12 protein-coding genes are annotated in these 13,311 nt (G+C 64.9%); 3 read left to right on the top strand and 9 right to left on the bottom strand.

What is annotated here, in order from left to right; genetic code table 11:
* Window positions 1–32: 32 nt before the first annotated feature.
* Entirely contained in the window at window positions 33–1,613 is a 1,581-nt protein-coding gene (locus NFH98_RS06580; protein WP_045994117.1) for an aldehyde dehydrogenase (NADP(+)), read from the top strand.
* 178 nt (window positions 1,614–1,791) lie between these two features.
* Window positions 1,792–2,166: a type II toxin-antitoxin system VapB family antitoxin gene (gene vapB, locus NFH98_RS06575; protein WP_349622361.1), complete on the top strand. Its 375-nt coding sequence runs from the start codon at window positions 1,792–1,794 to the stop codon at window positions 2,164–2,166.
* Window positions 2,167–2,195: 29 nt separating this feature from the next.
* Here vapB and NFH98_RS06570 read toward each other — a convergent pair whose 3' ends face one another.
* The 4 genes from NFH98_RS06570 to NFH98_RS06555 form a co-directional block, all read right to left on the bottom strand.
* Window positions 2,196–3,725 carry a tripartite tricarboxylate transporter permease gene (locus tag NFH98_RS06570; RefSeq protein WP_108449895.1) on the bottom strand — a complete coding sequence of 510 codons (1,530 nt, stop codon included), beginning with the start codon at window positions 3,723–3,725 and terminating at the stop codon, window positions 2,196–2,198.
* Between the two features lie 62 nt (window positions 3,726–3,787).
* Window positions 3,788–4,309, bottom strand: a complete 522-nt coding sequence (locus tag NFH98_RS06565) for a tripartite tricarboxylate transporter TctB family protein (RefSeq protein ID WP_349622360.1) — start codon at window positions 4,307–4,309, stop codon at window positions 3,788–3,790.
* 164 nt (window positions 4,310–4,473) lie between these two features.
* Window positions 4,474–5,493, bottom strand: coding sequence for a Bug family tripartite tricarboxylate transporter substrate binding protein (locus tag NFH98_RS06560; RefSeq protein ID WP_349622359.1), 1,020 nt, complete (start codon window positions 5,491–5,493; stop codon window positions 4,474–4,476).
* Window positions 5,494–5,568: 75 nt separating this feature from the next.
* Window positions 5,569–6,315 (bottom strand): ribonuclease activity regulator RraA, encoded by a 747-nt coding sequence (locus NFH98_RS06555; protein ID WP_349622358.1) that lies wholly within the window; start codon window positions 6,313–6,315, stop codon window positions 5,569–5,571.
* Window positions 6,316–6,709: 394 nt separating this feature from the next.
* On the opposite strand from NFH98_RS06555, the gene NFH98_RS06550 reads away from it, so the two are divergent.
* Window positions 6,710–7,474 carry an SDR family NAD(P)-dependent oxidoreductase gene (locus tag NFH98_RS06550; RefSeq protein ID WP_108131715.1) on the top strand — a complete coding sequence of 255 codons (765 nt, stop codon included), beginning with the start codon at window positions 6,710–6,712 and terminating at the stop codon, window positions 7,472–7,474.
* A gap of 264 nt (window positions 7,475–7,738) precedes the next feature.
* Here the strand turns inward: NFH98_RS06550 and NFH98_RS06545 are convergent, their stop codons facing one another.
* The 5 genes from NFH98_RS06545 to NFH98_RS06525 all read right to left on the bottom strand — a co-directional run bounded on the left by NFH98_RS06545 (window position 7,739) and on the right by NFH98_RS06525 (window position 13,093).
* Window positions 7,739–9,019: a TRAP transporter large permease gene (locus NFH98_RS06545; RefSeq protein WP_108131714.1), complete on the bottom strand. Its 1,281-nt coding sequence runs from the start codon at window positions 9,017–9,019 to the stop codon at window positions 7,739–7,741.
* Window positions 9,016–9,627, bottom strand: a complete 612-nt coding sequence (locus tag NFH98_RS06540; RefSeq protein WP_349622357.1) for a TRAP transporter small permease — start codon at window positions 9,625–9,627, stop codon at window positions 9,016–9,018. Before NFH98_RS06540 ends, NFH98_RS06545 begins: the two co-directional genes overlap by 4 nt.
* An 18-nt stretch (window positions 9,628–9,645) precedes the next feature.
* Window positions 9,646–10,620 carry a sialic acid TRAP transporter substrate-binding protein SiaP gene (locus NFH98_RS06535; RefSeq protein WP_231498535.1) on the bottom strand — a complete coding sequence of 325 codons (975 nt, stop codon included), beginning with the start codon at window positions 10,618–10,620 and terminating at the stop codon, window positions 9,646–9,648.
* Window positions 10,621–10,703: 83 nt separating this feature from the next.
* A complete protein-coding gene (locus tag NFH98_RS06530; protein ID WP_306169118.1) occupies window positions 10,704–12,395 on the bottom strand; it encodes a GMC family oxidoreductase in 1,692 nt (563 codons plus the stop codon).
* On the bottom strand, window positions 12,392–13,093 hold the full coding sequence (locus NFH98_RS06525) for an FCD domain-containing protein (protein ID WP_108131711.1): 702 nt from the start codon (window positions 13,091–13,093) through the stop codon (window positions 12,392–12,394). Before NFH98_RS06525 ends, NFH98_RS06530 begins: the two co-directional genes overlap by 4 nt.
* Between the last annotated feature and the right edge of the window lie 218 nt (window positions 13,094–13,311).

Here is a 13,311-nt window from a genome sequence, read left to right as displayed (position 1 = left end):
ATCATCTTCACTGCGCAATAACAGGAGTCCCCATGACACTCGAAGGTCATCATCTGATCGGCTTCGCCTCGGTGGCCGGTGCCACCGACGGACGCACCATCTCGGCGGTCAACCCCGCCTCCGGCGAGACCCTTGCCCCGGCCTACCCCCTGGCGGGCCAGGCCGAGGTCGAGCGCGCCTGCCAGCTGGCCGAGGACGCCTTCCTGGCCTACCGCCGCCTACCGCTTGCAGACCGCGCGGCCTTTCTCGAGGCGGCAGCCGACAATATCGATGCCCTCGGCGATACCCTGACCGAGCGCGCCATGGCCGAGACCGGCCTGCCCAGGGCACGTCTTGAAGGCGAGCGTGGCCGCACCTGCGGACAGCTCAGACTGTTCGCCGAGGTCCTGCGCAGCGGTGACTATCTCGACGTGCGCATCGAGGACGCCCTGCCCGAGCGCGCGCCCATGCCACGCCCCTCCCTCGCCCAGCAGCAGGTGCCGCTGGGTCCGGTGGCGGTGTTTGGCGCCAGCAACTTCCCGCTGGCGTTCTCGGTGGCCGGCGGCGATACCGCCGCCGCGCTGGCCGCGGGCTGCCCGGTGATCGTCAAGGCCCACTCCGCCCACCCCGGCACCTCGGAGCTGGTCGGGCGCGCCCTGCAGCAGGCCGCCAAGAGCAGCAACATGCCCGAGGGCGTGTTCTCGCTGCTCTACGGCAGCGGCAGCGAGCTCGGCCAGGCCCTGGTCAAGGACCCGCGCATCCAGGCGGTGGGCTTCACCGGCTCGCGCAACGGCGGCACCGCCCTGCTGCGCACCGCCCAGGCACGCCCCCAGCCGATCCCGGTCTACGCCGAGATGAGCAGCATCAATCCGGTGCTGCTGCTGCCGCAGCACCTGGAAGCCAACGCCGAGGCCCTGGGCGACGCCTTCGTCGCGTCGCTGACCATGGGCGCCGGTCAGTTCTGCACCAACCCGGGGCTGATTCTGGCACTGTCCGGCGCCGCGCTTGAGCGCTTCGTCGAGCAGGCCGGTGCCGCGGTACGCGAAGCCGCCCCACAGCTGATGCTGACCCCCGGCATCCACGCCGCCTACGAGCAGGGAGTCGCCCAACTCGTCGACCAGCCGGGCGTCAGCCTGGTCGCCAAGGGCAAGGCCACCGGCCATCTGGCCTGCCCCTGCCAGCCGCACCTGCTGCGCACCAGCGCCAGTGACTTCATCGGCAACGCCGCTCTGCATGACGAGGTCTTTGGAGCCTGCGCGCTGATCGTCGAGTGCGACTCGGTAGCACAGATGCAGCAGGTGCTGACCGCGCTGGAAGGCCAGCTGACCGCCACGGTCCACCTCGAGGAAGCCGACTACGCGCTGGCCGACCAGTTGCTGCCGCTGCTTGAGCGTCGCGCCGGTCGCATCCTGTTCAACGGCTGGCCCACCGGCGTCGAGGTGTGCCACTCCATGGTCCACGGCGGCCCCTGGCCCTCGACCTCCGACTCGCGCACCACCTCGGTGGGCAGCGCCGCGATCCAGCGCTTCCTGCGCCCGGTGTGCTACCAGGCGATGCCCGAGGCCCTGGCCCCGGACAGCCTCAAGGCCGACAACCCGCTGGGGCTGACCCGCCAGGTGAACGGCAAGCGCTAACTCAGCGTTCTTTCTTTTTCTCCTTCTCTGCTTCTCTACAACAGGCGACGCCAGCCCACCGACGTCCCTGGCGCACCATCAACGAGGCCCTCGCCACCGGCGAGGGCCTTTTTTGATGATGTCGATCTACGCTCCAGCGGGCCCCGACTTGTCGCGTCTGCCCTGAACTGCCCCCAAGATGCCCCTGAGACACCCCGGAGATGCCCTTCAAGGACCAAGCTCGCCTAGGCTAGGCACATCCTTTACATACAAGAGGCTCGCCACGATGAGTAAAGGCTACGTCTTTCCATCCAACCGTTCCCAGGCGGTACGCCTGCCAGAGGCAGCCGCCTTTGCCGAGGACGCAAACAGGGGCGTTATCGTCTCCACGACTCAAAGAGGCGCCCTCACTCCTGCCGACAAGACCTGGGACGACTGGTTTGACGCGGAGGGAGCGAGCGAAGACTTCATGGAGGATCGTGGCCAACCAGGCCACTCGCCCGACCCTTCCGCTCGGCATCATGAACAAAAAAAATCGCCTGACCCGGGCGATATGCCGTCGGGCAGGCGCTGAAGTTTCCTGCTCTGGAATCTGTACGGGCCTCAGGTCGTGTTCTGGCTACCCTTCAACTGCACCGGCTTGCGGATCGCCAGGAAGTACACGAACACCCCGGTCAGCACGATGAAGAACAGACTGTCGGGCTGGGTCACGAAGACCGTCAGGTCACCGTTGGACAGGGTCAGGGAACGGCGCAGGTACTCCTCGAGGCCCGGGCCGAGGATAAAGCCGAGCAGCAGCGTCACCACCGGATAGCCGTGCTTTCTCAGGTAGAAGGCCAGTACCCCCATGACCAGCGTCATCATCATCTGGAAGGTCGAGTAGGTCGCCACGTAGCTGCCCACCACCGCCAGCATGGCGATCGAGCCAAACAGCACATCACGGCGAATGCGCACGATGCGGATAAAGTAAGGCCCGAGCAGGTACATGGTCAGCGGAATCAGGATCAGCGCGCTGAAGATCAGTGCCGCCAGCATGGGCGCGATCAGCCCGGCCTGGGATTCCATCAGCTGCGGCCCCGGCTGGATGCCGTTGATGACCAGCACGCCGAGCACGATGGCGGTGATCGGGTCGCCCGGGATACCAAAGGTCAACATGGGCACCAGGGCGCCGCCGCAGACCGCGTTGTTGGCGCTTTCCGCCGCCGCGATCCCCTGGGGATTGCCCTTGCCGAAGCTGTCCGGCTCACGCGAGGTACGCACCGCTTCCACGTAGGCCAGAAAGCCACCCATGGAGCCCCCGGCCCCGGGCAGCGTGCCTACCAGATAGCCGATGGTGGAAGACTTCAGATAGCAGGCCGCGCCGATACGGCGGATCGCCGAACGCGACGGGATGAAGTCGCGGCGACGAATCTTCGCCACGCCCTTGAGCTTATCGCGAATGGCCTGGGCCTTGTCGTTCTCGGCAAGCTGGGTCAACAGCTCACTGATGGCGAAGGTACCGATGATCACCGGCATCAGGTCGATCCCCGCCGCCAGGTCACCCATGCCGAAGCTGAACCGGGCCACCGGCACCATGGCGTCTAGCCCCACGGTGGCGAGCATCAGCCCCAGACAGGCGGCGATAGCCGCACGGCGGACATTGCCCCGCTGGGCGATGACGATGACGATCAGCGCAAACAGGATCAGCGCACACTTGCCGGTGGTCTGCACCAGCAGCGACAGGTCGGCGATCAAGGGCGCCAGCAGCACCAGCAGTACCGCCCCGAAGACGCCGCCGATCATCGAGGCGAAGGAGGCATGGCCCAGCGCCAGAGGCCCTTCGCCGCGCTGCTGCATTGGGTAGCCTTCCAGCGCCGTCATCATCGACGAGGGAGCACCGGGAATATTGATGGTGGTGGCGGTGATGCTGCCACCGCACATGCCGGCCATATAGATGCTGGCACAGGCCATCAGCGCCGTGGTCACGTCCAGGCTGTAGGTCAGCGGCAGCAGCAGCGCCAGCGCCAGGGTCGCGGTCAGACCGGGAATCGCCGAGAACACGGTGCCGATCAGAAAACCGGCCACCACATAGAACAGCACCGTGGGATTGAGCAGCAAACCGAAGCTCGCCAGCACCTGGGTCAGGAAGTCCATGGGTCACCCCCGGCGTGTCGCCCGGCAGCGAGCGCCGAGCGGGTTGCATCAGTCATCATGGCTCACCCCCAGAGTGTCGGTAGACGGACGTTGAAGACCTGGTTGAACAGCACGAAGCCCACCGCGGTGATGGCCAGCGCGATCAGGGCCTTGCTCAACCACTTGTCGAGCCCCGAGAACAACAGCATCACGCCCAGTACATAGACCAGGGTGGACAGCACATAGCCGAGTGACTGAAACACCAGTACATAGACCAGAGTCGCCAGCATCAGGGTCAGCTCCGGCGAAAGACGACGGCCCCTCGGCCTATCGCCTTCATCGGCCGCGTTGTCCCGATCCAGGGCAGCGGCGCTGCGCACCGAGGACCACCACTGCAGCACGCACAGCACGGTGGCCAGCACACCGATTAGCAACGGAAAGAAGGATGGCGTCAGCTTGCCGGCCTCCAGCGGAGGCCCCATCGCCAGGCCACCGATCAGGTAGCCCAGGGCCAGCAGCGCCAGCACGCCGTGGAAACGGATCGCGCCAGCACTGGAGCCAAGGCCAAGCGCACGCGCCAGCAGAGATGAAGATGAACGAGACATGCGAAACCTCTCTCGGCCCCCAATGGCGGGAGACCGACAACACAGTGTTCGTTGGAAGGGAAGTGAAGCGGGCCGGCAGAGGCAGGTGCTCTACTCGCCCGCTCCAGATGGAGGCAGGAAGCGGAAGGTCGCCGTTCGACAGTCAGGCGCTTTCCGCCCCGGGATTACAGGTCCAGCTCATCCATGGCGGCGAAGGTCCGCTCCTGGTAGCTGCCGATCCAGTCGTTGACTTCCTCGCTGCCGAGCCAGCCCGGGGTGACACCGATACTGGTGACCCACTGCTGGAACTCGTCGCTCTGGTAAGCCTCGTGGTAGGTCGACTCCAGGGTCTCGATGGCGTCTTCCGGGGTGTTGGCCGGCGCCGCCAGCACGATGAAGCTGCCGGTCTCGAGATCCACGTCGAACTCGGAGATCGGCGGTACCTCGGGATAGGCCGGGTTCTGCGAACCGGACAGCTCGACCACGCCAAGCGCATCCCCCGAGGACAGGATCCCGGAGAAGTCCCCCAGGCTCGAGATGGCGGCGTCGATCTCGCCGGACAACAGCGCCTCGGCCTCGGCGGTGGACGACCCCGGATAGGAGATCACGTTGAAGGTGACCCCGGTGGCCGCCTCCAGGCGACGTACCGCCAGGTAGGGACCAGAGCCCTGGGGCGCCACACCGATGCGCACCGTGCCGGGATTTTCCCTGGCCGCCTCGATCAGCTCCTCGTAGGAGGTGAAGCCCGACTGCTTGGATACCACGATGGCGTCGGCTTCCTGGGTCACACGGGCGAACGGCTCGAGCTTGTCCAGCGAGTAGCCGGGCACCATGTTGCCCCGCGGCAGGGTGACGACGCTGTCGTAGGTCAGCACGCCGATGGTGTGGCCGTCGGGACGCGCCTTGGCCAACTGCATCAGGCCGGTGGCGGTCACCGCCCCGCCGATGTTCTCGACGTAGATCGAGGTCGGCAGCGACTGCTCGGCCAGGTTGCTGATCTTGCGCGAGATGGCATCCGCGCCGCCGCCGGCAGGCCAGGGCACGATCATGCGGATGTCACGCTGGGGGAAGTCGGCCTGGGCCGTCGGCACGGCGACGACCGCGGCCAGCGCTACACCGGCCAGGGTAGCGCCGGTCGCGCCCTTGATCAGGCGCTTGCGCATGGTCGTGCTGAGGGTGGCGTTGAGGGGAGTGAGAGCAAACATGGCGACTCCTGGAATTATTTTGTGATTGTGTGGGGATAGATGAGGCGGCGCTTGTCTGGCCGCGCGACTCCTGCTTCAGCCGCGAGACTTCTGCTCGCACAGGTAGGCCTGGTATTCCTCCTGGGCCTGTTCGTTCGGCGGATAAAGACCGATGACCGCCGCGCCGTTGTTGACCTTGTCCAGCACGTAGGCTTCGAAGGCCTCCATGCCACTGGCTTCTTCGGCGATCTCGTCGGCCAGCTCGAGCGGCACCACCATGACGCCGTCGCCGTCACCGACCAGCACGTCGCCGGGATAGACCGGCACGCCGCCACAGCCGATGGGCTGCTGGATATCCACCGCGTGGTGCTTGGTCAGGTTGGTCGGGGCGCTGGGCTTGGTGCAGAACACCGGCATCGACATGCTCTCGGCGTACTCCGAGTCACGCACACCGGCGTCCGACACAAAGCCCGCGCATTCGCGCACCTGCAGGCGGGTCAACAGGATGCTGCCGGCACTCGCGGCGCTGGCATCCTGACGGCAGTCGGATACCAGTACGCGGCCAGGCGGCACACTTTCCACCGCCAGACGCTGGGGGTGCTCCGGATCACGGAAGGCGGCCACCACGTCCAGGTCCTCGCGGGCCGGGATATAGCGCAGGGTGTAGGCCTGCCCCACCATCTTGACCTGGCTCTTGTTCATGCGACCGACGTTCTGGATATAGGTGTTCTTCAGACCCCGCTTGTGCAGCAGGGTGTGCAGCGACGCCGTCGAAGCCCGCATCAGTCGCTCGCGGGTCAGGTTGGACAGCTCTGCGTGGGGGTAATCGTTGATGATGCTCATGGGCTCCGCCTATCGCTGGCAAACTGGGTTGTTCGTTGACGGAGTCACTATAGGAAGCGCCGGAAGGCTTTTCAAACAACTTTTTACAACTTGGCTTTCATCTTGACCTTTATACGGCACTCGAGACCACACCCAGAACCCGAAACGCCAAATTTAATCTTTTATTTTCAATTATTTAAAAAACATCTCCTAGTCGGGGCCGATCAATATGCCTGCCCCTTAGACATAGGTCTAATAAGAAAGAATTTGTCTTTAAAAGGTACAAGATGTGGTCGAGACGGAGCACTGCCATCCGCACGATGCCCCTCCCCGGCCTTTCCCGCGCCCGGGATGCCCACTAGGCTGATACCCCCCGTTGCTATACATGCCTGTCCGATCACTCAGGAGATTTTCGATGGCTGTACTGACGACCTTTGCACTCGACGGCAAGACCGCCCTGGTGACAGGCGCGAGACGCGGCATCGGCGCGGCCATGGCGCTGGGCCTGGCCGAAGCCGGTACCGACATCATCGCCGTCAGCGCCAACATGGCCGCCGACGGCGGCGACCTGGGCGAGCGAGTTCGCGCCCTGGGGCGAGACTGCACAGGGATCGCCTGCGACCTGTCGGACCGCAGCGCGCTGATGGCGATGGTCGAGCAGCTTGCCGACCGGCGTATCGATATCCTGGTCAACAACGCCGGCACCATCGAACGCGCCCCCGCCACCGAGCACACCGATGCGCTGTGGGACAGGGTCATCGACGTCAATCTGAGCGCCCCCTTCATGCTGACCCGGGAGATCGGCAGGCAGATGGTCGCGCGAGGCAGCGGCAAGGTGATCTTCACCGCCTCGCTGCTGTCGTTTCAGGGCGGCATCACCGTGCCCGGCTACGCCGCCAGCAAGGGCGGCATCGCCCAGTTGACCAAGGCCTTCGCCAACGAATGGGCCGCCCACGGGGTCAACGTCAACGCCATCGCTCCGGGTTACATCGCCACCGACAACACCCAGGCACTGCGCGACGATCCCGAGCGTTCCCGCGACATCCTCGCGCGCATCCCCGCCGGTCGCTGGGGGGACGCCGCTGACTTCAAGGGACCGGTGGTGTTTCTGGCCTCCAGCGCCTCGGACTATATGCACGGCAGCGTGATGACCGTGGACGGCGGCTGGATGGGGCGATAGGCAGGAGGACGCACCATCGGGCCCCCCCTCAAGCAAACGCCCCCGACGAAGACGTCGGGGGCGTTGGTTGTCAGGGGCGCAACGTGTCCCCTTGCCTGCTCGATGCTAGGGCTTGTCTGAAAAGTGCCTGCGCTCGGTAATACGGCGTTAAAAATCGGCTGGTGCGCCAGCCCGGTCAAAATGCTCATTTACACCCCGTAAACTGCGCTTTCTCACCGATTTTTGCCTTGTCTAACCTTCGCTCGTCGACTTTTCGGACAGCGCCTAGCGATAGATCAAGGTCGGCAGCCACAGCGAGATGGAGGGCACGAAGGTGACCAGCATCAACACGATCAACAACGGGATCAGGAACGGCAGGGTCGCCGAGGCGCAGCGCTCGAAGGGCACCTTGGACACCTGCGAGAGCACGTAGAGCACCAGTCCCACCGGTGGCGTCAGCAGGCCAATCATCAGGTTCAGCACCATGACGATACCGAACTGCACCGGGTCGACGCCGAGGTTAACCGCGATCGGCAGCAGGATCGGCACCAGGATGGTGATCGCCGCGATGGTTTCCATGAAGCAGCCCACCACGAACAGGATCAGCGTCATCAACAGCAGGATGATGGTGGGGTTGGAGGTGACCGCCAGCATCCAGTTGGCGAAGTTCTCGGCCACATGGTGACTGGTCAGCAGCCAGGAGAAGATCGACGAGGCGGCGATGATCATCATGATGATCCCGGTGGTCTCGATGGTCTCCATGGTGACCGCCAGCAGTCTCTTGAAGGTCAGGGTGCGATAGACCACCGCCCCCAGCAGCATGGCGTAGATCACCGCGGCGATGGCGGCCTCGGTCGCGGTGAAGATGCCAAGCACGATGCCGCCGACGATGATCACCGGGGTCAGCAGCGACAGAAAGGCACGACGGAAGGTCAAGGCGATCCAGCCCAGGGCGAAGCCGACGTCACGCGGATACTGATAACGCACCGCGTACCAGGCCACCATCAGCATCAGCGAAAGCGCCATCAACAGTCCCGGCACCAGGCCGGCGGCGAACAGCTGACCGATCGAGGCCGAGGCCATCACGCCGTAGATCACCAGCGGCAGGCTAGGCGGAATGATCGGCCCGATGGTGGACGAGGCAGCGGTGATGCCCACCGAAAAGCCAGGGTCATAGCCCGCCCGGCGCATCGCCTTGATCTCGATCGCGCCGAGCCCACCGGCGTCGGCCACCGCGGCACCGGACATGCCGGCAAAGATGACCGAGGCGCCGACGTTGACGTGGCCGAGCCCCCCGGGCATCCAGCCCACCAGGGCCCTGGCGAAATCGAAGATGCGACTGGTGATACCGGCCGAGTTCATCAGCGCACCGGCCAGGACAAAGAAGGGAATCGACAGCAGCGGGAAGCTGTCCATGCCACCGACCATACGGTGCAGCACGATAAAGTCGGGGACGCTGCCATCGACCAGGATCGCCGCCAGCGACGAGGCGCCAAGCGCCACCATCACCGGAAAGCCCATCACCAGCATCAGCAGCAGGCCGCCGAACAGGACCAGTAGCGTCATGATGCCTCCTCGCCGGTGGTGTCAGCTCGCTGCGCCGCCAGCCACTGTTTCGGACCGCTCGCCCGCACCAGCTGCCAGGCCTGACGCAGCGCCATGATGGCGATGCTCAACAGCACCACGCTGTAGAGTGTGTCCATGCCGACCGCCATCGAGGTCATCTTCTGGGCGCTCATCAGCGGCAGGATCTTCCAGGTGACCCACCCCAGCAGCACAAAATAGACGAGCTGGCCCAGGTCGACCAGCCAGATCATCGCCGCCGAGGCACGCAGGGGAAGGTAGCGATACAGCAGTTCGAGGCGGATGTGGCTGCGCTTGCGCACCCCCACGGTCGCCGCCAGAAAGCCGACGCAGATCAGTAGATAGCGGGCGACCTCCTCGGTCCAGCCCAGCGGCGAGCCAAGCACGTAGCGGCTGAAGAACTGGGCGAACACCACCGCTGCCATGGTCCAGAAGACCACCAGGGTGAGCGCGTCCTCAAGCCCGATGTCGCGCCAGGCGAAGGTCGGGCCGTCGTCGTCAAAGTCGATATCCGGGCCTTGCGGCCCCTCACGGGCATCCTCCCGGGATGCCCGTGCGGGGCCCAGAGCCTTGCTGTCAGTGTGGTTCATAGCGTTATTCCCGAGGCGTTACAGCGCCTGCAAGCGATCGAATTGTTCCTGGGTCCAGGTCGCCTCGTCGCCGTTGAGCACCGGCAACGTCTTCTCGCGGAAGGCCTCACGCTCGACCTCCAGCACCTCCACGCCCTGCTCCTTGAACCAGTCGATGGATGCCAGCTCCTGCTCGCGCACATCGTCGGAGACCTTCCTGGCCACCTCGCCGAGCACCTCGCGGAAGATCTGCTGATCCTCCTCGGACAGGCCGTTGAAGAAGGGACCGCCGGCAACGATCAGGTTGGAGCCGGTCACGTGGCCGGTCAGGTTGATGTAGTCCTGGACCTCGTAGAACTTCTTGGCGCGGATGGTCGGCAAGGGGTTCTCCTGGGCGTCCACCACCCCCTGCTGCAGGGCCAGATAGACCTCTGAGAAGGCCACCGGTGTCGGCTGGGCGCCGACCGCACGGGGGAACAGGCTGTAGATGGGCGCATTGGGCACCCGAATCTTGAGGCCTTCCATGTCGGCGGGCTCGACGATGGGGGTATTGGAGGTCACGTGGCGCTGGCCGTAGTAGCAGTCACCCAGGATCACGTTGCCGCCGGAGGCATCACGGTAGCCGTCGGCGAATTCCGCGAACAGCTCGCTGTCGGCGTAGGCCTTCCAGTGCTCGTAGTCACGGAACACGAAGGGGGCGTCGGACAGCGCCAGCGGCCCGTAGGTCTGGGCGGCGAAGCTCTGGCCGGTGTAGATGATGTCAACGGTGCCGAGCACCAGCCCCTGGTTGATCTCGACCTCCTTGCCCAGGGTCGAGGCGGGGAAGACCTCCACTTCGTAGCGACCGTCGGTGCGCTCGGCGATCTGCTCGGCGCCCCACTCGGCCCAGTGATGGTAGGCCTCGGAGGGTTCGTACACATGGGCCCACTGGACGGTGTCGGCAGCCTGGGCAGCACTGGCTGCAGCGGCGAGACCTACGCTCAGGGTCAGCGGAAGGAGAGTAAGGCGTGTCATCGGATGCTCCTTTTTCATTGTTGCTATTGGTTGCTGTCGGTTGCTGTCGGTTGCTGTCGGTGCTTGAAAATCCGTTCAGTAGATCAATGCATCGCCGCCCCGGTGGCCTTCACCTCGGGCGCTGCAGCGTCGCGCCGGGCGTCCTGGCCCAGGCCGGCATCCTCGCCGATAAAGTCGGCGCAGCGGCTGCCCAGCATCATCGCCGGGGCGGTGGTGTTGCCGGCGGGTATATCGGGCACCGCGGACATGTCGCAGACCCTCAGCCCGCGCACCCCACGAACTTGCAGTCGTGCGTCGAGCACCGCCATGGGGTCGTCATCGGCACCCATGGCCGCAGTTCCGGCCGGGTGGTAGTTGGTCTTGACGAAGCGTCGGCAGTGTTCGAGCAGCTCATCGTCGCTGGCGCCGCTTCCGGCGAAGGGCAAGGCCACACCGTGCAGGTTTTCCTTGAGCGGTGACTGTTCGAAGGCGCGCAGAAAGAACTTCTGCCCTTCCACCATCGCCTGCATGTCGTCGGGATGGCCGAGCAGGTTGGGCGACACCCGCGGCATGTCGCCGGGGTCGGCCGAGCGCAGGCAAACGCTGCCTCTGGCCTTGGGCTTGACCACCACGGTGGTCACCGTCAGGCCGTAGTCGTCCTTGAGCGCGTTCCGGGTATCCCGGTCCAGATAGACGATGGGTACGCAGAAGGCCTGGATGGTCGGTGCCGCCTGAGGATCGACGGGATTGACGAAGGCGCCCGCCTCGACCCCGGCCGAGGTCACCGGGCCACTGCCGAACAGCTTGAACTGGAGCCCGTTGGCCAGCATCCGCCAGCCGACGCCCTGGCGATAGTAGCCACACGGGGTCCTGGCGTAGGCGGTGATCGGCACCTCGGGGTGGTCGATCAGGTTCTGCCCCACTCCCGGCAGGTCCGCCTTCACCGCAATGCCGTGCTGCGCCAATTGCTCGGCCGGCCCGATACCCGAGAGCATCAGAAGCTTCGGGGTCACCAGCGCACCCGCCGCCAGGATCACCTCGCCCTGCGCGCGCACCCGGTGCACCTTGCCCTTGCGGTCGCGGTACTCGACGCCCACGGCACGTCCGTCTTCGACCAGCACCTGCTGGACCTCACAGTCGAGCGCGACCTCGAGCCCCGGGTGCTCGCGCAGCGGCTCTACGTAGGCGTAGGCAGCAGAGCAGCGCTTGCCCGCCCGATTCATGAACTGATAGAAGCCGACCCCGGTCTGACGCTCGCCATTGAAGTCGCCGTTGTAGGGCAGCCCCGCCGCCTGGGCGGCCTGGATAAACCAGCGCGAGGCCACATCCACATGACCGGGATCAGAGACCTTGAGTGGCCCGCCGCGCCCATGGTGTTCATTGACCAGACGGTCGTTGTCCTCCATCCGGCGAAAGTGCTCGAGCACCCCTTGCCAGGACCAGTCGGCCCTCGCCGCGTTGCCGGCGAGTCGCCGATCCCAGTCGTCGTAGTCCTCGGGCCGCCCGCGCATGTAGACCTGGGCATTGACCGAGGTGCCGCCGCCGAGCACGTGGCCCTGGGGAATGTCGTGGACCCGTCCCCCCAGATGAGCCTGCGGCTCGGTCTGGTGATAGCGCATGAACTTCGAGCCATTGATCATCTTGAAGATGCCCGGGGGCATGTCGAGCAGCGGGTGGTGGTGGGACGAGCCCGCCTCCAGCAGCAACACCCTGGCACCCTGCTCGCGCACCAGGCGGGCGGCTACCACGCACCCGGCGGCCCCGCCCCCGACAACAATATGATCGACGTCGCTCACTCGTTCTCTCCTGCAAAGAAAGTGCTGCGCACAAACTCCCATGAGGCCTCGAGGTGATCGACCAGGGCACGCTCCGCCGCGTCGGGATCACGCATCAGGATGGCCTCGTAGATCGCCTGGTGGGCCAGGAAGTTGTCGTGATTGCGCTGCTCGCTGCGTGGCATCCGGCTCCACTGGGGCGCCAGCCACTCGACAAAGCCGGCGTGAATGGCCGGATAAGCCGGGTTGCCCGAGATGGTGTAAAGCACCCGGTGAAAGGCCACATCGGTGGCGTAGAAGCGCTCTGAATCGCAGATCGCCGCCTGGTTGTCGTCCAGCGCATCCTTCAGCCGCTTGAGGTCGTCCTTGCCCGCCCCGGTGGCGGCGTCCCGCACCAGCACCCGCTCGAACAACACCCGCACCTGGTAGAGGTCATGTACGCCTCGGGAGTTATCGAGCAGGTGCTTGATCACCCCTCCCGCCGCCTGCATCGCCGAACTCGCATCCGGGCGACAGACGATCGGGCGATAGCGCGGACGACTCTTCAAGAATCCCTTGGCGGTGAGCGCGGTGATCGCCTCGCGAATCACGGTGCGACTGGCGCCGTACTGCTCCATCAGCGCCCGCTCAGCGGGCAACGGACGGCCTTCCTCCAGCTCGCCGGCAACGATGGAGCGCTCAATATCCAGAGTGATCGAGTCCGCACTGCGTCCGCTCATACAACACCTCGTTTATCGTCGTACCAAACTAATCATTAAATTCTCGAACAACAACTACAACCAATGGCTAATATCGCCACAACAACCCATAAAATTGCTATTTTTCAAAAACTTAAAACAAATATAGACAATGGTCGTAGCGCCTCACGCTTGCCAGCCACCTCGACCATCAACAATATATGGTCGTACCAAACGTCATTTCAGCGTTATCCAACAGA

Source organism: Halomonas sp. H33-56, from assembly GCF_040147035.1.
Classification (GTDB): Bacteria; Pseudomonadota; Gammaproteobacteria; order Pseudomonadales; family Halomonadaceae; genus Halomonas; species Halomonas litopenaei.
Note: the sequence above shows the minus strand (reverse complement) of the source record. Positions and strands in the feature narration are given on the sequence as shown.